We start from the raw sequence: 18160 nt of genomic DNA on the forward strand, positions 1-18160 counted from the left end.
CAAAGCCGGCAGCCTGCCGATGGTCCTTGAATCGTTGACGCGAACCTTGCACCAAGGGATTGCGACGCTATGTCTGGCGCGTCTGCATTGCACCTCACGCGCGAGTCCGGCAATCTGACATCATCGCTTATTTGGCGGCACGAAGGCTAGGTGACGATGCAACTCGGTCTTATTGGCTACTATAGCGACTTCGTGGTGTATCCGCTGGTGATCGCCGTGCTGGCAGTGGCCGGATTGCTCGAGGCCGGCGAAGAGAGTGCGCCAGGCTGGATAGGTACGGTCCTCGCCTGTCTCGGCCTCTGGACGCTGACCGAATACCTCCTGCACAGGTTCGTCCTTCACCACATTCCCTACATCAAGGACCTGCATGATCGTCACCATGTCGAGGAGCGCAGTTCGGTGGGCACGCCGACCTGGCTCAGCCTCGGGGTGCATGCCCTGGTCGCGTTTGTGCCCGTTTGGGTGGTCTCGGACTTCGCAACCGCGAGCGCGGTAAGCTGCGGGCTGATGCTGGGGTACCTCTGGTACATCAGCGTCCACCATATGATTCATCATTGGCATCCCACCCATCCGAGCTACCTCTACACGCTCAAGCGCCGCCACGCCGTGCATCATCACATCGACGAATCGGTTAATTTCGGTGTTACGTCGGCACTTTGGGATCGGGTCTTCGGTACGGCGCGGCTCTGAAGCCAGTTCAGCCTCGGCCGTTCAACGCCTTTTGCCGCGACCCCCGGGTGACTTGGCGCCGCGAGGGCCGCTCTGAACCGGCGTGTTGTTCTGGTTTTCGTCGGACAGTTTGCGCCAACGGGCAAGGCGCTCCGGGTCGAGCGTCCCGGCCTTCAGGGCCGCCTGCACCGCGCAGCCTGGCTCATGCACATGCGTGCAGTCGCGGAACTTGCACAGCGGGGCGAGCTCGGTGATTTCGGCAAACAGCGTGTCGATGCCATAGCCGACATCGCTGACCTGCAGCGTCCGCATGCCCGGCGTGTCGATCACCCAGCCGCCGCCGGCAATGGAATGCAGCGATCGCGACGTGGTGGTGTGGCGTCCCTTGGAATCGTGCTCGCGAATGCCTCCGGTCTGTTGCGGCGATTGCTGCGCCGATCCGGCCAGCGTGTTGACCAACGTAGACTTGCCGACCCCGGAGGAGCCGATCAGCGCCACCGTCTGGCCAGCACCACACCAGGCAGCCAAGACGGTTGCCGCATCCGATGTGCGGGGATTCAGCATCACGACCGGCAATCCACGCTGCAACGCCGCAGCCTGCCTTTCATACGCCTCGGCGTCTTCAGCGGTGTCGGCCTTGGTCAGCAGGATCACCGGCGTCGTTCCGGCCTCATTGGCCAGCGCCAGATAGCGCTCGAGCCGGGCGGGATTGAAGTCGGCATTGCACGAGGTGACGATGAACAGTGTGTCGACATTGGCCGCGGCAAGCTGCGGCACCCTGCCGCCCTGGGTGCGGCGTTCCAGCACCGTCTTGCGGGTCAGGCGGCGCTGGACCAGGTGCTCATGCCCATCGACCAGCACCCAGTCGCCGACGGCATAGTCACCGGTGTTCGCCTGTGCCGGCAGCGTCAGATCGACCGGCCCTGCCTGGGAGAGGCCGGTCAGGCGGTCGCGATGGACCGTGGCGATCCGCGTCGGGACGAAATTGGCGTCGCCGGGTTCGAGCTGGTCGCCGAAAAATTCCGTCCAGCCCAGGCTGGCGAGCGATGGCGTGGAGTGATCCGTCACGGCTTTGACCACGGCGTCGCGGACATTAGACAGTATCCCTGGCAAAATCGAAGGAGAGGCGGACCACGACCTCGGGCGGGCGATTGCCCTGCTGTATGGGCGGCATGACGGCATTTGGCAAGCAGGGCCGTGGTCCGAGCGGCAAGCTTCTGCAGCTTATCCCTTGATCGCGGAGCCGACGATGGAATCGACGAAAAAGCGCTGCAGGAAGACGAACAGCAGCAGCGGCGGCAGTACGGCGAGCGTGGCGCCGGCCATCACCAGGCCGGTGTTGACCGCGCCCCTGTTGTAGCTGAGCAGGCGGCTGAGGCTGATGACGATCGGATAGGCGTCCGCATTGCCCTGCAGCACGGTCAGCGGCCACAAATAGCTGTTCCAGTGATAGACGAAGGCAAACAGCGCCAGTGCCGCGATCGCCGGCGCGACGCTCGGCGCCACAATCTTGAACAGGATCAGCAGCTCCGACGCGCCATCCATGCGCGCGGCGTCGATCAGATCGTCCGGCACGCCAGCGATGAATTGGCGCATCAGGAAGATGCCGAAGGCATTGGCGAGATTGGGTACGATGATGCCTGCCAGGCTGGCGTTGAGCCCGATCGATCCGACGAGGCGGTAGAGCGGGATCAGCGTCACGATCGGCGGCAGGAACATGGTGGCGATCAGCACCGAAAACAGCAGCGACTTGGCGGGGAAGTGGTATTTGGCGAAGGCGTAGCCGGCCATCATGCTGGTGAGGAGGATGCCGGCGGTCGTGATCGAGGCGATGACCAGAGAGTTCCACATCGAGCGGCCGACATTGACCACGCCCGAAACCTTCTCATAGGCGTCGAGGCTCGGCGTGCCGGGGATCCACACCGGTGGCACCTGCATGCTCTCGGCCGGGGTTTTGAGACTCGACAGCACCATCCACAGCAGCGGGAAGGCCGAGGCGACGGCGACGAGCAGCATCAGCGTTGCCAGCAGCGCCTTGCGGCCGGCCGGGCGTCTGCGCTGCAACCAGCTCGACGATCCGGAAAACCCCCGCGCCGTCATTCGTCGTCCTTCCGGTTGACCAGGGCGAACAGCGCGCAGACCACGACGATCAGCGACAGCATCAGCATGACCGCCATCGCTGAGCCCAGCCCGCCCTGGGCGCGCTCGATGCCGACGCGGCGGATGTGGTAGGTCAGCACATTGGTCGAGCCGACCGGCCCGCCCTGGGTGATGAGCGCGACCGGCTCGAACACCTGCACCGCGTTGATGATGGCGATGACGGCGCTGAACAAAAGCGTGCGCCGTAGCAGCGGCAGCGTGATGAACCGGAACTGCTCGCGCCGGTTGGCGCCGTCCAGCTTCGCCGCCTCATAAAGGCTGCCGGGGATCTGCGTCAGCCCGGCGATCGCCAGCACGGTGAAATAGCCCACCTGCTGCCAGACATTGAGGAAGACGATCGAGATCAGCGCCGAGCGCGGCGACGACAGCCACGGCTGCGGGCCGATGCCGACCAGCCCGAGCATCTGGTTGAGCGGCCCTTCGCTCGGCGAATAGAGCTTCGACCAGACCAGCGCCACCGCGATCATCGGCACCATGTAGGTGGCAAACAGCACGGTTCTCAGCGCCGTGCCGCCGGCGACGTCGCGCTGATAGACCATCAGCCCGAACACAACGGAAAGCGGCAGGATCAGGATGACCGACAGCGCCGTGTAGATCGCGGTGTTGGCAAGCGCGCCCTTGAAGTCACGGCCGACCGAGGTCGGGCCAAAAATCTCGCGGAAATTGTCGAGGCCGATGAAGCTTGCACTGGAAAACGGTGTCTGCGTCGACCAGTCCTGGACAGACAGCCAGACGGTGAGCAGCATCGGCAAGAGGACAAAGACGCCGATCAGCGTCACGGCGGGCGCCAGCATGATGCCCGCCGAGGCACGGTACCTGTTGATCATGGCTCCAGTCTACTTGGCGGCGCGCTCCAGGATAGAGGTGGCGTCGGCCTGCGCCGTAGCCTGCGCATCCTTGGCCGAGACCTGGCCATACTGCAACGCTTCGAGCGTCTGCTGCAGGGATTCGCTGAACTCCTGGCCGCCCGGCACCACCGGGAAGGGCTTTGCATCGGCCAGCACGCTGACATAGCCGGACAGGAACTCGGAGCCGAGCTTGTCCTTGTGTGCCTCGATATCGGACAGGCGCGACGGTAGGATGCCCATAGACATCAGGATGTCGGACATCGCCGAGGCGCCGTTCTTGCCAGACTTCGGATTGTTCAGCCAGGCCAGGAAATCCCAGGCCGCCTTCTGCTCGGCCGCGCCGGCATTGGCGTTGACCACGGTCATCCAGGAATAGGAGATCGAATGCGGCTTGTCGCCGCTCGGGCCGACCGGGATCGGCGCAGTGGCGATATCAGCGAACTTGTCGCCCATGCCGCTCTTCAGCGCGCTCTCCCACCAGTTGGCCATGATGATCATGCCGGTCTTGCCGGAGACGAAATTGTCGAGGAACGGGCCGGTTGTGTTGGCGTCGGCCGTCGCCATGGCGGGCACGCTGGCGCCCGACTTGATCAGGTCTTCGTAGAGCTGGAAGGCTTCAGTGGCCTGCGAACTGTCCAGTACCGGCTTGCCGTCCTTGACCAGATCGCCGCCGTTGGACACCAGCAGCGAGGCGAAGGGGTGGACGACGCCCGCCGCCCAGGAATTGATCATGCCAAAACCCTGCTGGCCGGCATCCTTGTTGGTCAGCTTCTTGGCCGCGTCCTTGAACTCGTCCCAGGTCTTCGGGGCAGCAGTGATACCGGCCTGCTTGAACAGCGCCTTGTTGTAATTCAGCGCGTAGACGTCGATCTCGTTGGGAATGCCGTAGAGTTTGCCGCCGACCGAGGCGGCGCTGACGACGCCCGCCGGCCAGGCGTCCTTGACCTCGCCGGCGACCGCGTCGGGGGCAGGCGCGACAAGCTTGTCGCGGGCGAGTTCGGGCAGCCACAGATCATAGATACCGCCGATGGTCGGGCCGTCCGAGCCGCCGCCCTGGGAGCGCAGCGTGGTCAAGAGATCGCCGAACGGAACGGCGCGTACGGTGACGCTGACGTCGGGATTGGTCTTCGCATAGTCCTTGGCCGCCGCTTCCAGCAGCGCGACGGTCTCGGGTGACCAATGCGTCAAATAGGAGATGTTGACCGATTGCGCCCAACTGGTGACGGGCAGGAGCGCCAGGCTCGCGGCCAGGGCCAGTTTCGAAGTCCAGGCAACAGACATTCCTCATCCTCCACTTGGCATATCGATCACGATGACGTTATGACAACATGAGACGATGGCGCAAGTGCCTGTTTGTGAAAAAGCGATGGATGACATCGAGCAGAATTTCCTTGCAGCAGTTTCGGCGGAGAATTTATGTATATTTAACAGTGAATTATGCCGAATTCTTGGGCGAATGAGCCTGCCATCGCCGTTTCGCAGACGCACCAGACCTCTTGCGAATGGCGCTATGTCGTTATAATGACTTTTCCGAGCGATTGACTCTTTCGCGCTGCCGAAGCACCGCGAACGCCAAGGACTGAGAACAATGGGAGACTGGCAATGAGCATGCTTTCGATTCACCGACGCGCCGCACTTGGCCTGATCGGCGGCCTTGCCGCCGCTTGCGCCGGCATCCTTTCCACCGTGCCGGCGAGGGCCGACAGCACCGTGACGCTATGGAGTTGGCGCACCGAGGACGAAGCCGCGATGCGCCGCATCTTCGACGCCTTCGAGGCCAAAAACCCCGACATCAAGGTCAATATCCAGTTCACGCCGGATGCCGATTACCAGAATCGGCTGAGCACGGCGCTACGCGGCGGCCGCGGTCCGGATATCGCCCAGCTCAAGGCCTATGGCGAATTGCAGCCCTTTGTCGATGCCGGCTATCTCGATGCGCTCGACGACAGCGTGCCGGAGCTGAAGAACATGGCGGACGCGGCCCTTGGCGGCGCGCGCGGCCGCACCGACGGCAAGGTTTATGGCGTGCCTTATTCAGTGCCGATGATGGGTGTGTTCTACAACCAGGACATCTTTGCCGCCCAAGGCATCGAGATACCCAAGACCTACAAGGATTTCGTCGCCGCCTGCGACAAGCTGAAGGCGGCCGGCATCACGCCGATCGCCACCGGCGGCGCCAATGGCTCGGCCTGGGAACTGGAGATCGCCGTCGGTGTCGTCGGGCCTACCATCTACGGCCCCGGTTTCTACGACGAGATGATGACCGGCAAGGCGACCTTCGAGGACCCGCGCTATGTCGCGGCGCTGAAGCGTTTCGCCGAGCTGAAGCCTTATTTCCCGGATGGTTTCGCCGGCATCGACTACACCACCGCGACGCAGCAGTTTATCGGCGGCAAGGCGGCGATGTTCCTTGGCGGTTCGTTCGAGAACGGCAGTTTCAAGGCGCAGAACCCGAAGCTGAAATTCTCGATCTTCCCGTTCCCCGCCGATGATGCGGGGGCAAAACTCTACACCTCGGCCTTCTCCGACGGTTCCTATGGCCTCGTTTCCGAAAGCGCCAACAAGGAAGCCGCCACCAAGGTGCTGGGCTTCATGGCCTCGGCCGAATTCGCGCAGATGTTCGCCGATGAGCTCGGCTGGCCGCCGGCCCGCACCGATGTCACGGTGAAGGACCCGGTGCTGGCTGAGATGATGGAGATGTCAAAGAATTCGACGCCCTACCTGACGCTGGTCGGCTTCCGCTGGCAGTCGCCGACGGCCTCCTCGGTGCTGCAGTCGGAGATCATCGACATGGTCGAAGGCAACATCACGCCGGAGAAGCTGGCGGCCGACATGCAGGCCGCTGTCGCCACCTGGTTCAAGCCGAAGCAGTAGGAGTCGGCCGGTCGCATCGCGGCCGGCCTCTCACGGACAAAAAACAGCGCATGAGCAACCTTCGCCGCACCAGCAGCCTTCGCCGCACGCAGCAGCGCATGGCCGTGCTGTTCATCCTGCCGGCGTTGGCGGTCTATGCGCTGTTCGTCCTCTATCCCTTGGCGATGTCGCTATGGGGCAGCTTCTTCATCTGGAAGGGGCTGCGGATGGTCGAGTTCGCCGGCCTGTCGAATTTTTCGCGGCTGTTTATCTTCCCCAGTGGCGCCCGGCTCTACGGCGCGCTGTGGCACAACACCGCCTGGTTCTTCGGCATCATGGTCTTCCAGAACGGCATCGGGCTGTTGTTCGCCTGGCTGCTGTTCCTGCGCGACAGGGGCGCTGCCTTCTTCCAGTCGGTCTTCTTCTTCCCGGCGGTGCTGAGCCCTGTCATCGTCGGCGCGCTGTGGCGCCTATTGCTGGCCCCGGGCGGCGTCGTCGAATGGGCGCTCAACGGGCTTGGCCTGCATCAGGGCAGCCTGACCGTGCTCGGCAACAGCCATACGGCGCTCACTATGCTGATCGCCGTCGACGCCTGGAACTGGATGGGCCTGCCGGTGCTGATCTATACCGCCGGCCTGCGCCAGATTTCCGGCCAGATCTTCGAGGCGGCAAAGCTCGACGGCGCAGGCAATGCGCGCATGCTGTTTTCGATCGCGCTGCCGCTGCTGATGCCGGCCATCGGCACGCTGACGACGCTGTCGTTCATCAACACCTTCAACCAGTTCGACATCGTCTATGTGATGCAGGGCGTGCAGGGCAATCCGAGCTATTCGACCGACACGCTGGTGACCTATTTCTACCGGCTGGCCTTCGGCGCGGAGGGGGCGGTCGGCATCACCGATATCGGCCTGGCTCTGGCGCTGGGCACCATGCTGTTCCTGATCCTCAGCATCGGCACGCTCATGATGCTGCGCTTCTTCGACCGCCGCACGGTGCAGCTATGAGCGCGCTGGCGATTTCGCAAAGGCCCGCCATCTCGCGGCGAATTGCGCGGCTGCCTGGATGGACTGTGCTGGTCGTGTGGGCGGCTGCCGTTCTGCTGCCGCTCTACATTCTCGTTATCTCCTGCTTCAAGACCACGGCCGAGATCTACGACAACCGGCTCGGTCTGCCCAAAAGCTTTGCCTTCGACAATTTCGTCAACGCCTGGACGCGTGCTCACCTCGGCCAGAACTTCGCCAACAGCCTGATCGTCACCGGCGGTGCGGTGGTGCTGACCATCGTCGTCTCGGCCATGGCCGCCTATCCGCTCAGCCGCTACCGGCTGGGCTGGAACGGCCTCATGCTCGGCCTGTTCCTGGCCGGCATCATGCTGCCGATCCGGCTCGCTTCGGTCGAACTGTTCACGCTGATGCGCAATCTCGACCTGCTCGATTCGGTCACCGGCCTGATCCTCGTCTATTCGGCGATCCGCATTCCCTTCGCCGTCTTCATCTTCGCCAACTTCATGCGTGTGCTGCCCTCCGAACTCGACGAAGCGGCGCGCATGGATGGCGCCGGCGAGGTCCGCATCCTGTTCCAGATCATCCTGCCGATGGTGAAGCCGGCGGTGTCGATCGTCGCCATTTTTACCGCGATCGCCGTGTGGAATGACTTCTTCTTCCCGCTGATCTTCATCTTCGACGACCGCTACAAGACCGTGCCGCTGGCGATCAGCGTCTTCGTCGGCCAGTTCCGCACCGACTGGGGCCTGGTGTTTGCCTCGCTGGCGATCTCCATGGCGCCCATCCTGATCATGTATTGTCTGCTGGCCCGCCAGATTCGCGAAGGCGTCGGCGCCGGGGGAGGCATGAAATGATCGAGGACAGGATCTACGCCGCAAGCTCCATCCTGGTGGTGGGCGCGCACGCCTTCGACGCCGAGGTCATCGCAGGCCCGCTGGCGGCCGCTTCCGTCAAGCGCGGTACGACCGTGACCTTCCTGCACCTGACCATGGGCGAACAGGGTCACCCCTGCCTCATCCCCGAGCACTATTGCGTGCAGAAGGAAGAGGAAGCGGGCAGGGCGGCTGCCCGGCTCGGCGTCACCATGCGTAGCCTTGGCCTGCGCGACGCTTTCCTGCCTTCAGACGACCAGACGGCGCTCGAGGTGTGCGATGTCATTCGCGAGTTGAAACCCGAGATCGTCATCACCCATTGGCACGGCAGCTGGCACAAGGACCATCGCGCCGCCGCGCATCTGACGCAGACCGGCATCTTCTTCGCCGCACTGCCGACTGTTGCGAGCGACCATGCGGCGCATACACCGCAATTGCTTTTGTTCGGCGAGAACTGGGAGGACGATGACGGTTTCCGCCCCGAGCATCTCGTCGATGTCAGCGACGGCTTCGAGGCGTGGAGCGAAGCGGTCCAGGAATACGAGCTGGCGCGCGGCCTGAGCAGCTTTCCCTATGTCGACTATTACAGCGCGCTCTACCGGCTGCGCGGCTGCCTGCGCGGCACGCGCCATGCGCAGGCTTTCGCGGCGGCGTCGCATTCGTGGAATGCCGGCAGCGGTCTGTTCTCACCGCCGTTCGGCAAGGGGCCTGGCCGATGACGCGGGTTCTGGCCATCGATCTCGGCGGCACCAATCTGCGCGCCGCCGTCCATACCGGCGATGTGCGCATGCTGGAGGCGCTAAGCCGCGAACCGGCGCCGGCAAACCTCGACGCCTTTGTCATCCGCATCCGCGCGCTGTGCGCCGAGGCGGGTGCGGTGGAGGCGCTGGGCATCGCGGTGCCCGGCCTGGTCGAAGGCTCGATCTGTCGCTGGGTCCCGAACCTGCCCTGGCTCGACAGTGTCGATGTCGCGAGACTGTTTCCGGGCCTGCGCATCGCGCTCGGCAATGACGCGCAGATCGCCATGCTCGCGGAAGCCGTCGAAGGCAGTGCGAAAGGCATGTCCGACGCGATCCTGCTGGCGATCGGCACCGGCATTGGTTCCGCCGTGCTGGCCAACAGCCGCATCGTCGCCGGCGCCCGTGGCGGCGCCTGCTCCTTCGGCTGGGCCTGCGCCGACACAGAGGATCAAGGCGAGGAGCGCAGCGGCTGGCTGGAGCGCGTTGCCTCCGGCCGGGCGCTCGACGCCCTTGCCCAAAAGATCGGCTTGGCGGATGGCGGCAGGCTGATCGACGCCGCCCGGGCCGGCGAGAAGGCGGCACTTGCCGCATTGGAGGCGCCGGCGCATCGGCTCGGTACTGCGCTGGCCGGCGCCGTCGCGCTGCTCGATCCGCAGGCGGTGCTGATTTCCGGCGGCCTGGCGGAGGCGCTGGACATGATCCGGCCGCCGCTGCTTGCCGCGATGCAGCGGCAACTGCCGCCGCATCTCAAGCATATTGTTCTGCGACCCGGTCAATTCGGTTCTCGCGCGGGTCTCGTCGGGGCGGCGTTGGCCGGGCTCGCGGGAAGAGAGTGGAGGCAGGTGCGATGAGCGAAGCAAGCTTTCAGCAACCGGATCGCAGACGACCGGAGCCGCTCTGGTATCAGGTCGAGGAAGCGATCCGCGCCATCGTCAAGAGCGGCGAATGGGCGACGGGCGATCAGATCCCGGCCGAAGACAGGCTGTGCGCCCTGTTCGGGGTCAGCCGCATCACGCTGCGCCACGCCTTGCGCAATCTCGAGGAGGCCGGGCTGCTGCGGCGCGAGCATGGCCGCGGCACCTTCGTGCGCTCGACCACGCTGGTCGCCGGCACCCGCGAGCTGACCAGCTTCACCCAGGAGATGGGCAATATGGGCGTGGTCGCCGGCTCGCGCCTGCTCGATTGCGGCCTGACCACGGCCAATGCCGCGGCGGCCGGTGCGCTGGAGATCGAGGAGGGCGATCCGGTGGTGCGCATCCGGCGCCTGCGACTCGGCAACAGCGAACCGATCGGCATCCAGACGGCGCAGCTCTCGGCCGTGCGCGTGCCGGGTTTCCTCGACGCCGGCCTGCTGCAGGGATCGCTCTACGAGGCGCTGGAGCGCCATTACGGCATCGTGCCGGTGGCGGCGCGCGAGAATTATCGCGTCGGCGCCGTCGGTGCTGCGGATGCCGAATTGCTTGATCTCCCGGTTGGCAGCCCTGCCTTCGTCGTCGAGCGCATCACCACCGACGAGCGCGGTCCGTTCGAATTCACCGTCTCCATCATGCGCGGTGACCGCTACGAAATCCGCTCGACGCTGCGCGCCGGGCGGGCCCCGTCAACCCCAAGAAGCTGATCCATCCCAAGCCGACACTTAAACAGGAGTACCCACGTGTCCGATCTCTACATCCACCGTCTCGCAGCCCTCATCGACCAGGCGGCGAAAACCAACGAAGAAGCCTTTGGCCAGGCCGCCAGCCGCTTTGCCGACACGCTCGAGGGCGGCGGGCTGGTCCATCTTTACGGGTCGGGCCATTCGGTGCTGCCGGTGCAGGAAGTGTTCCCGCGCTACGGCAGCTTTGTCGGCTTCAATCCGCTGACCGACCCGCGCGTGATGTGGCACAACGTGCTCGGCGCCGGCGGCGTGCGCGAATTGCTGTGGCTGGAGCGGACCGAGAAATACGCCGAAAAATTCCTCGACCACCAGCCGCTCAACAAGGGCGATTCGATCATCATCTTCGGTCACAGCGGCCGCAATTCGTCCGGCATCGACACAGCGCTCTATGCCAAGAAGCGCGGCATCTTCGTCGTCGCGGTGACCAGCAAGAACAACCTCGACAAGCCGGCGACGCACTCCTCCGGCAAGCGGCTTGCGGACGCGGCCGACCTCGTCATCGACACCTGTTCGCCGATCGAGGACGCGATCGTGCCGGTCGAAGGCTGGAGCCGTCCGGTCTCGGGTTCGTCGACCGTGCTCGCCATGATCCTGGCGCACGAACTGATCGCCCGCACCGCGGAAGCGCTGTCCAAGCGTGGCATCGAACTGCCGGTCTTCGCCTCGCCGACGATTGCAGGCGTGACGCTGCACGATACCGACGTCATCTACGGCGTCTATCGCGAGCGCATGCTGGAAGCCCAGAAAAAGCACCTGCCGACCTTCCAGGCGACGATGCGCGGCGAATGATATCGGGGATCGGGAGGCGCCGCGTGCGCCTCCCGATTGACTGCTACCGTCTCAGCAGGTTGCGCGCCATTTCACGGCCCAACCACGCCCGCGCACCAGAGAAGCCCGCGCCGCACGGCAACCGCTTCTTCGCGGCGCCGCGCATGCCCGCCCGTTGCGCTGGCTTGAATACCTCGCACTCCTGTCACCCGCCAATCAGCCGATCCCTGGCCTTTGGCGCGATACCCCCTGTCACGATCGCCTAGTGCTTGCATCGATGCGCCTTTTGATTTCAGGGCGTCAATAAATAATTTGACGTACGTAATGTTTTTGCGTTGTATTGGGAACTGTGAAAATTTGACTGAATAAGTTCGGTCGAGCATTGCCGCTCCCGGGCAACGGCCGCATGACTGTGACGGCCGGATCGGTCCGGCAGGCGAATGGGGAAGGGAACTGAAATATCGATGGCGGAGAAGACGCACCGCACGATGGATGACTTCGCCCAGGCATGCGGCGTGTCACGGCCGACGCTGTCCAAATATTTCGACGATCCCGCAAGCGTGAAGCCGGCGACGCGGGCGCGCATCGAAGCCGCCCTGCGTTCCTCGGACTATCAGCCGAACCTTTTCGCCCGCAATCTCAACCGCAAGCGCACCCGCAACATCGGCATCGTCGTCCCGACGATCACCGATCCGTTCTACGCCGAGATGGTCAGCCGTATCGAATTTCGCTGCCGCGACGAGGGCTATTGGCCGATCGTCATCTCCTCGCATGGCTCGCCGAAGCTGGAAGCGGAGTCGGTCAGGACGCTGCTGTCCCTGAAGGTCGCCGGCGCGATCATCGCCCCGCTCGGCCTTGCCTCCGACCGCAGCGTTTTCGACAAGCTCGGGCAGGACATTCCGATCGTCTATTTCGACACCTATATCGAGGGCGATACGCCGTTCGTCGGCAATGACAACCGGCAGAGCGTGTCGACCATCGTCGACTATCTGTGTCGCTCGGGCGAGCCGCCGGCCTATCTCGACATTCCGCATGTCAACCACAACTCCGGCGAACGCCAGGAGAGCTACATCGTTGCGATGGAGACCGCCGGGTTCAAGCCGGTCGTCATCGAGGCCGCACGCGATTACACCTGGGACTTCGAACGCATCGGCTACGAGCAGACGGAAAAAATGCTGGAGGCCGGGACCTTGCCGGGCCGTACCATCCTGTGCGCCAATGATCGTCTCGCCTTTGGCGTGATGGCGGCCGCCTACTCGCGCGGCCTGAAGGTCGGCCGCAGGCCCGACTGCGACCTGCGCGTTGCCGCGCATGACGACCATCCGCTGAGCCGCTACACCTGCCCGGCGCTGACCACCATGGCGCAGGATTTCACCGCCATGGCCGGGCGTAGCGTCGAGATCCTGCTGGCCTTGCTGGACGAGGCCGATCCGCCGAAGCAGGGCCTGGCGCGCACGGTCAAGCTTGGCGCCACCCTGGTGATGCGTCAGTCGGCCTGATCGTCAGCGACCCCTCTCGAATTGGCGCCAGGCAGCCACCGCCTCGGCCACCGCTTGCCGGGCAGCGGGAATGTGGCGCCCCATCGAGATGAAGCCATGTATCTGGCCCGACCACTGCCGCAGGATCACAGGCACGTCCGCGGCTTGCAGGCGCGCCGCATAGGCGGCCCCTTCGTCGGCGAGGATGTCGCAGCCGGCCAGCGCCACGAAGGCCGGCGCGACGCCGGCAAGATCAGGCGCCAGCAAGGGCGAGACGCGCCAGTCCATGATGTCGTCGGGCGTTCGCACATAATGGTCGCGGAACCATGCCATGGTGGTTGCGGTGAGCCCGAAGCCTTCGCCGAAACGCCGGTAGCTGTCCGATGTCTGCCGTGCATCGGTGTTGGGGTAGATCAGGATCTGCGCGGCAAGCGGCGGCGTCAGACCATCGCGGGCGAGCAGCGCCAGCACGGTGGCGAGATTGCCGCCGGCGCTGTCGCCGGCAACGCCGATGCGCGCTTTGTCGATGCCGAGATCGGCGGCGCTCATGCGTCATGAAGCGAAGTGTCGCCAGGCAATCCTCCAGCCCGGCGGGAAATTTGTGTTCCGACGCCAGGCGATAATCGGGGCAGACAATGACGGCGTTGCCGAGATTGGCCATTGAGCGGCAGATCTCGTCATGCGAATCGAGATTGCCGATGACCCAGCCGCCGCCATGCAGATAGAGCAACGCCGGCGCCCCGCTCTGCGGTGCGCCGGTGCCGCGATGGATGCGGACGGTGATGGGGCCGTTCGGCCCGTCGATCTGCCGTTCCAAAGTCGTTGCGACCGGTTCGTGCTCGCCCTGCAGCGTCGGGAACGAGGCGTTGTAAGCGGCGCGTGCTGCCGCCACGCTACCGTTCTCGAACGGCGCGCCGCCGGCCGCGCGACCGATGTCGAGGACGCGCAGCGCATCCGGATCGAGCGTCATGATCATACCCTCAGGCCAGCAGGTCGCTTGCCTCTTCCTCGGTCAGCAGGGCCGGCTGGACGATATCGCCCGAGACGGCGACCGAGCCCCGTGTTTCACCGGAGCGCAGGATCGCCTCCATGATCTCCAGCACATGCAACGCAAGGCTGCCGGAGGCGCGTGGAGTGTTGCCGGTTTGAAGCGAGCGCACCAGATCGGCGACACCGAGCATGCGGTAGTTGGCGCGGTCGGGCGCTGCATAAGGCCAGTTGCGGGCGCCATAGAGCTCGCCCTCGCTGGCAAAATCCTTCCACTCGGTGCCGCGTTCCGACAGCGACACGGTGCCGCCGAACGTGTCGGGGTCGGGCAAGCGCAGCGAGCCCTCCGTGCCGTGCAGCTCGATCGGATGATTGGAGTGGCGAAAGACATCCCACGACGCGCCGAAGGTGACGGTCGCACCAGAGCGGAATTCGAGCAACGACAGCACGTTGGTCGGCGTGCCGACCTTGAATGTGGTGTTCTTGAATGGCCCGTCAGCGGTGATCAGCCGCTCCTCCTGGCCGCGCGTCGCCATCGCCATAACACGCTCGACCGGACCAAGAAGGTTGACCAACATGGTCAGGTAGTAGGGACCCATGTCGAACACCGGGCCGCCGCCCGGCTGGTAGTAGAATTGCGGGTTGGGATGCCAGTGCTCCATGCCGCGGCCCATCATGAAGGCGGTGCCGGTGACCGGGCGGCCGATGGCGCCCTCGTCCATCAGCCGGCGGGCGCGGCGTCCGGCTGCACCGAGAAAAGTGTCGGGCGCCGAGCCGAGCAGCAGGCCGCGTGACCTCGCCTCGTTGACTAGGCGCTGTCCATCGGCGGCCGAGGTGGCGAGCGGCTTTTCGGTGAAGACGTGCTTGCCCGCCGAAAGCGCTGAAAACGAAATGTCGAAATGCGCCGCCGGAATGGTCAGGTTGAGGACAAGATCGATCTCGGGGTCGGCCAGCAACGCATCGACGCCGAGTGCCCGAATGCCATATTCCTTGGCCCGCACCGCCGCCATGTCGGCCGAAATATCGGCGCAGGCGCGCAACTCGATGCCGCCGAAGAGGGCGGCATTGCGCAGATAGGTCATCGAGATGTTGCCGCATCCGATGACGCCGATCCCGAGTTTCGTCTTTGATTTTCCGTGCATTTTCGATCGTACCTCCCAACGCGGTCATCGTCTGTCGAATCCGTCCAGCCGGTAACGGATCGCTTTCGCAAAGGGCTATACAACATTTTAAATATTGACGCGCGTAAAATTTTTATACAACATGCGAAAATGCTGGCGCGATATCGGGAGGCTGCCAGCCCTAGGAGGAGAAAATGACAGACATGAAAAAACGGCCGACCGCCGATGCGGATTCCGTGGGTTGTGAGCGCAATGGATATTTCCGTCACGGCCAGGGACCGCGACGGGGTCAGGCATAGATCACCTTGGCCCCGGTCCTATCAAGCTGGCTGCGTATCGGGCCGGACAGGCCATCGTCGGTGATCACAACATCGACGCTCGACAGGGAAAAGGCCTTGGAGGTCCCGCTGACGCCCCATTTGCTCGAATCCGCAAGGAGGACAACGCGCCGGGCCATGCGCACGAGGTTTCGCTTCGTTCGCGCCATGTCTTCGTTCACGTCGACCACATCCAGTGACGAGTCAATCGCATGCGCTCCAACAAAGACCTGATGCGCTACCAAGCCGCCGAGAGCCGTGTCGGCATCGGTGATCAGCGTGCTCACCGTGTCTGGATAGACCCGGCCACCGATCATGTGAACGTCGAGCCCGGGCCGATGCATCAGGTGCTGCACGATATTCATCGCCGTGGCCGCGACCACGACATTGCTGAGCGGAGGTAACAGCATGGCAACCTGCATCAACGTCGAGCCGCCGTCGAAGATGACCGATTGGTTGTCCTCGAACAGTTCTGCCGCTGCCCGGGCGATGCGTTTCTTTGCATCGAGGTTTGTTTGCATTCGCCGGGCGAACGCGGCCGTGGTCGAATCTGTGGTCCGGGTCACCGCGCCTCCACGGGTCTTGGTCAGCAGTCCCTTGCGGTCCAGTATCTCGAGGTCGGAGCGCACCGTGACTTCCGACACGCCAAAATCGTCTGACAGGTCCTTGATGCGAACCTGTCCGCTGCGTTGCACTTCACCCAGGATCGATTGGCGTCTCTGCTCTGACAACATTGCCCTGTCCTTGCCTCCATGCGCCAAGCGATCGCCCTGGCCTCGGTTCACTCTACCAAAAATATGCGAATTCGAAAGCTTTCGAAAGATTGCATTTATCATTTCTTTCGCAAACACTGGGTCCAGGGTTTTTAAATCAATCGATTGGAGAGTTTTGGACTCATGAGCCTCGGAACCAAGGTGCGCCTGGCGCGCCTCTTCTCACACCCATCGGGAAATCTTTTTGGCGGCGCGGTCGACCACTTTGTCGGCTATGGCGACGTGCGCAAAGGAGGTCTTGCCGACCTGCCGGGCGCGCTTGCACGCGTCATGGTGGGCAAACCCGACTACGTCAGCATCCAGCCTGGCACCGCGCGTCATCTATGGCCGCAATACGCGGGCAAGGCTTCCCTGGTGATCCAGGCCGGCTGCTTCACCCCAGACGATCGCATCAGTGAACTGATTGCAACGCCCGAGGATGCGGTGCGCGCTGGCGCCGATGCGTTGGCCGTGGCCATTCCGGTGCGCGGCGCGACCGAGGGCAAATACATACGCTGGCTGACCGATTCGGTGAATGCGGCGGCCCGTTACGGCATGCCGGTGGTGGCGCATATCTACCCTCGCGATTTCACCGACGGGGCAAAAATCGTCTTCACCCCCGACGAGATCGCCTATGCGGCACGCATCGGCTACGAGTCCGGCGTCGACGTGATCAAGATCGGTTATACCGGCGATTTCGAGTCGTTTCGAGAGACCGTTCGGACCTGCCCGGTGCCGGTTGTGATCGCCGGTGGTCCGAAGACAGACACGCTGCTCGGCGCCCTTCAGCAGACGGCGGACGCCATCCGTGCCGGCGCGCGCGGTGCCGTGGTGGGCCGCAATCTCTGGGGGCATGGCGATCCGGAAAAGGCAGCGATTGCCTTTCGGGGCGTCATCCATGACGGCCTTTCGGCGCAAGACGCCTTGGCGAAGGCGGGTGCCTGAACGATGCCCACCGTCCCTTCAATCCTCGGCTTCGGAGCTATTGCGATCGACGACATCGTCTATGTCGATCAGCCGTTGTCGGCGGGCAAGGGGAAGGTTCTGCAAAGTGCCCGAGCTTTCGGGGGAAATGTCGCGACGGCACTTGCCGCCGTCGCGCGGCTCGGCGGAACCGCCGGGTTCGTCGGATGGCTGGGCAGTGCTGCCGACGACGCCGTGTTGTGCGATCTCGTTGCGAGCGGCGTTGAAACCGCGTTCGCGCCGCGCCACCCGCACGCGCGCCCGGTGCACTCGCGGATCACCGTCGGTTCGGATGGGGAGCGGTTCATCGCGTATGACGACGAAGCGATGCTGGGCACCGCGCCGGACTTTCCGGGCGAGGTTCTCAGCCGCGCGACCGTCCTGATAGTCGATAGCTATGCGATCCGGTCGCTGGATGTCGTGGCTCGGGCTCGCGATCTCGGCCTTGCGATCCTCGGCGATATCGAATGGAGCAGCGGCCCAGCCACGGAGCGGCTGATCGCGCTCTGCGACCATCTCATTCTTCCAATCGGCTTTGCGCGGACCGCCACGGGCTGCCGATTGCCCGCCGAGATGCTCGATGCATTGTGGTCGCCGTCGCGATCCGCCGTCGTTCTGACCGATGGCGGCAGGGGCGTGTACTATCGCGGACGCGACGAGACAGGGCTCTGGCACCTGCCTCCGCACCGGGTTGCAGTCGTCGACTCGACCGGCGCCGGTGACTGCTTTCACGGCGCCTATGCCCTTGCATTGACGCGCGGTGCCGACACCGCAGGCCGGGTCGCATTCGCGGCCGCGGCGGCCGCCCTTTCGATAACGGGGCGGGGCGGGCGCGAGGCGCTTCCGACCGACGACCAGGTCACGGAACTCCTGGCATCGACGAACGCGCCATCGGCAGTCGAACTGAAATATGCGCGGCTCGATACCGGAACATAGCCCGAACTATCCGAGGAAATATTTCGCAGGTGAAC

Annotated in this window: 18 protein-coding genes and 1 pseudogene; 11 read left to right on the top strand and 8 right to left on the bottom strand. The window is 64.2% G+C overall.

Translation table 11 applies throughout. The features are described 5' to 3' along the window. The first annotated feature begins 156 nt into the window (after positions 1–156). On the top strand, positions 157–690 hold the full coding sequence (locus EJ076_RS13845; RefSeq protein WP_109661826.1) for a sterol desaturase family protein: 534 nt from the start codon (positions 157–159) through the stop codon (positions 688–690). Between the two features lie 21 nt (positions 691–711). Here EJ076_RS13845 and rsgA read toward each other — a convergent pair whose 3' ends face one another. The 4 genes from rsgA to EJ076_RS13865 all read right to left on the bottom strand — a co-directional run bounded on the left by rsgA (position 712) and on the right by EJ076_RS13865 (position 4958). Further along, positions 712–1749, bottom strand: coding sequence for a ribosome small subunit-dependent GTPase A (gene rsgA / locus EJ076_RS13850; RefSeq protein WP_109661829.1), 1038 nt, complete (start codon positions 1747–1749; stop codon positions 712–714). A 144-nt stretch (positions 1750–1893) separates the two neighbouring features. Continuing rightward, positions 1894–2769: a carbohydrate ABC transporter permease gene (locus tag EJ076_RS13855; protein ID WP_126068244.1), complete on the bottom strand. Its 876-nt coding sequence runs from the start codon at positions 2767–2769 to the stop codon at positions 1894–1896. Continuing rightward, a complete protein-coding gene (locus tag EJ076_RS13860; protein WP_126068245.1) occupies positions 2766–3656 on the bottom strand; it encodes a sugar ABC transporter permease in 891 nt (296 codons plus the stop codon). The genes EJ076_RS13855 and EJ076_RS13860 overlap by 4 nt, the downstream gene beginning before the upstream one ends. Positions 3657–3665: 9 nt before the next feature. Continuing rightward, positions 3666–4958 (bottom strand): extracellular solute-binding protein, encoded by a 1293-nt coding sequence (locus EJ076_RS13865; protein WP_109661835.1) that lies wholly within the window; start codon positions 4956–4958, stop codon positions 3666–3668. A 321-nt stretch (positions 4959–5279) separates the two neighbouring features. On the opposite strand from EJ076_RS13865, the gene EJ076_RS13870 reads away from it, so the two are divergent. The 7 genes from EJ076_RS13870 to EJ076_RS13900 are packed head-to-tail and all read left to right on the top strand — an operon-like array spanning position 5280 to position 11592. Beyond that, on the top strand, positions 5280–6551 hold the full coding sequence (locus EJ076_RS13870) for an extracellular solute-binding protein (protein ID WP_126068246.1): 1272 nt from the start codon (positions 5280–5282) through the stop codon (positions 6549–6551). A gap of 50 nt (positions 6552–6601) precedes the next feature. Continuing rightward, entirely contained in the window at positions 6602–7534 is a 933-nt protein-coding gene (locus EJ076_RS13875) for a sugar ABC transporter permease (RefSeq protein WP_109661839.1), read from the top strand. Beyond that, positions 7531–8388: a carbohydrate ABC transporter permease gene (locus EJ076_RS13880; protein ID WP_126068247.1), complete on the top strand. Its 858-nt coding sequence runs from the start codon at positions 7531–7533 to the stop codon at positions 8386–8388. Before EJ076_RS13875 ends, EJ076_RS13880 begins: the two co-directional genes overlap by 4 nt. Next, positions 8385–9125, top strand: coding sequence for a PIG-L family deacetylase (locus tag EJ076_RS13885; RefSeq protein WP_126068248.1), 741 nt, complete (start codon positions 8385–8387; stop codon positions 9123–9125). The genes EJ076_RS13880 and EJ076_RS13885 overlap by 4 nt, the downstream gene beginning before the upstream one ends. Then, positions 9122–9997 carry an ROK family protein gene (locus tag EJ076_RS13890; protein ID WP_126068249.1) on the top strand — a complete coding sequence of 292 codons (876 nt, stop codon included), beginning with the start codon at positions 9122–9124 and terminating at the stop codon, positions 9995–9997. Before EJ076_RS13885 ends, EJ076_RS13890 begins: the two co-directional genes overlap by 4 nt. After that, on the top strand, positions 9994–10764 hold the full coding sequence (locus EJ076_RS13895; protein WP_126068250.1) for a GntR family transcriptional regulator: 771 nt from the start codon (positions 9994–9996) through the stop codon (positions 10762–10764). The genes EJ076_RS13890 and EJ076_RS13895 overlap by 4 nt, the downstream gene beginning before the upstream one ends. A gap of 36 nt (positions 10765–10800) precedes the next feature. Continuing rightward, positions 10801–11592 carry an SIS domain-containing protein gene (locus EJ076_RS13900; protein ID WP_109661851.1) on the top strand — a complete coding sequence of 264 codons (792 nt, stop codon included), beginning with the start codon at positions 10801–10803 and terminating at the stop codon, positions 11590–11592. Between the two features lie 71 nt (positions 11593–11663). Here EJ076_RS13900 and EJ076_RS13905 read toward each other — a convergent pair whose 3' ends face one another. Further along, positions 11664–11954: a hypothetical protein gene (locus EJ076_RS13905; RefSeq protein ID WP_126068251.1), complete on the bottom strand. Its 291-nt coding sequence runs from the start codon at positions 11952–11954 to the stop codon at positions 11664–11666. An 81-nt stretch (positions 11955–12035) separates the two neighbouring features. On the opposite strand from EJ076_RS13905, the gene EJ076_RS13910 reads away from it, so the two are divergent. Next, positions 12036–13070, top strand: coding sequence for a LacI family DNA-binding transcriptional regulator (locus EJ076_RS13910; protein ID WP_126068252.1), 1035 nt, complete (start codon positions 12036–12038; stop codon positions 13068–13070). Positions 13071–13073: 3 nt separating this feature from the next. On the opposite strand, the pseudogene EJ076_RS13915 reads toward EJ076_RS13910, so the two are convergent. From EJ076_RS13915 to EJ076_RS13925, 3 genes and pseudogenes are all read right to left on the bottom strand, one after another. Next, positions 13074–14019: pseudogene (locus EJ076_RS13915) on the bottom strand (alpha/beta hydrolase). Positions 14020–14029: 10 nt separating this feature from the next. Then, complete coding sequence (locus EJ076_RS13920; RefSeq protein ID WP_126068253.1) at positions 14030–15178, bottom strand: Gfo/Idh/MocA family oxidoreductase; 1149 nt, start codon at positions 15176–15178, stop codon at positions 14030–14032. A 268-nt stretch (positions 15179–15446) separates the two neighbouring features. Then, the gene (locus EJ076_RS13925) at positions 15447–16208 is read right to left on the bottom strand and encodes a DeoR/GlpR family DNA-binding transcription regulator (RefSeq protein WP_126068254.1); all 762 of its coding nucleotides are present in this window, start codon (positions 16206–16208) and stop codon (positions 15447–15449) included. Between the two features lie 162 nt (positions 16209–16370). On the opposite strand from EJ076_RS13925, the gene EJ076_RS13930 reads away from it, so the two are divergent. Together EJ076_RS13930 and EJ076_RS13935 are read left to right on the top strand one after the other, a co-directional pair. Next, on the top strand, positions 16371–17171 hold the full coding sequence (locus tag EJ076_RS13930; protein WP_023756676.1) for a class I fructose-bisphosphate aldolase: 801 nt from the start codon (positions 16371–16373) through the stop codon (positions 17169–17171). Between the two features lie 3 nt (positions 17172–17174). After that, the gene (locus EJ076_RS13935) at positions 17175–18125 is read left to right on the top strand and encodes a PfkB family carbohydrate kinase (RefSeq protein WP_126068255.1); all 951 of its coding nucleotides are present in this window, start codon (positions 17175–17177) and stop codon (positions 18123–18125) included. Positions 18126–18160 lie beyond the last annotated feature (35 nt).

Source organism: Mesorhizobium sp. M7D.F.Ca.US.005.01.1.1, assembly GCF_003952545.1.
Taxonomy (GTDB): domain Bacteria; phylum Pseudomonadota; class Alphaproteobacteria; order Rhizobiales; family Rhizobiaceae; genus Mesorhizobium; species Mesorhizobium loti.

Bases quoted from the DNA above. Each gene is read 5' to 3' on its own strand.
- EJ076_RS13905 (WP_126068251.1), bottom strand. From the start codon at position 11,954: ATGCTCGACCGAACTTATTCAGTCAAATTTTCACAGTTCCCAATACAA.
- EJ076_RS13875 (WP_109661839.1), top strand. From the start codon at position 6,602: ATGAGCAACCTTCGCCGCACCAGCAGCCTTCGCCGCACGCAGCAGCGC.
- EJ076_RS13930 (WP_023756676.1), top strand. From the start codon at position 16,371: ATGAGCCTCGGAACCAAGGTGCGCCTGGCGCGCCTCTTCTCACACCCA.
- EJ076_RS13880 (WP_126068247.1), top strand. From the start codon at position 7,531: ATGAGCGCGCTGGCGATTTCGCAAAGGCCCGCCATCTCGCGGCGAATT.
- EJ076_RS13860 (WP_126068245.1), bottom strand. From the start codon at position 3,656: ATGATCAACAGGTACCGTGCCTCGGCGGGCATCATGCTGGCGCCCGCC.
- EJ076_RS13885 (WP_126068248.1), top strand. From the start codon at position 8,385: ATGATCGAGGACAGGATCTACGCCGCAAGCTCCATCCTGGTGGTGGGC.
- EJ076_RS13895 (WP_126068250.1), top strand. From the start codon at position 9,994: ATGAGCGAAGCAAGCTTTCAGCAACCGGATCGCAGACGACCGGAGCCG.
- EJ076_RS13890 (WP_126068249.1), top strand. From the start codon at position 9,122: ATGACGCGGGTTCTGGCCATCGATCTCGGCGGCACCAATCTGCGCGCC.
- EJ076_RS13865 (WP_109661835.1), bottom strand. From the start codon at position 4,958: ATGTCTGTTGCCTGGACTTCGAAACTGGCCCTGGCCGCGAGCCTGGCG.
- EJ076_RS13920 (WP_126068253.1), bottom strand. From the start codon at position 15,178: ATGCACGGAAAATCAAAGACGAAACTCGGGATCGGCGTCATCGGATGC.
- EJ076_RS13870 (WP_126068246.1), top strand. From the start codon at position 5,280: ATGAGCATGCTTTCGATTCACCGACGCGCCGCACTTGGCCTGATCGGC.
- EJ076_RS13910 (WP_126068252.1), top strand. From the start codon at position 12,036: ATGGCGGAGAAGACGCACCGCACGATGGATGACTTCGCCCAGGCATGC.
- EJ076_RS13935 (WP_126068255.1), top strand. From the start codon at position 17,175: ATGCCCACCGTCCCTTCAATCCTCGGCTTCGGAGCTATTGCGATCGAC.
- EJ076_RS13925 (WP_126068254.1), bottom strand. From the start codon at position 16,208: ATGTTGTCAGAGCAGAGACGCCAATCGATCCTGGGTGAAGTGCAACGC.
- EJ076_RS13855 (WP_126068244.1), bottom strand. From the start codon at position 2,769: ATGACGGCGCGGGGGTTTTCCGGATCGTCGAGCTGGTTGCAGCGCAGA.
- EJ076_RS13845 (WP_109661826.1), top strand. From the start codon at position 157: ATGCAACTCGGTCTTATTGGCTACTATAGCGACTTCGTGGTGTATCCG.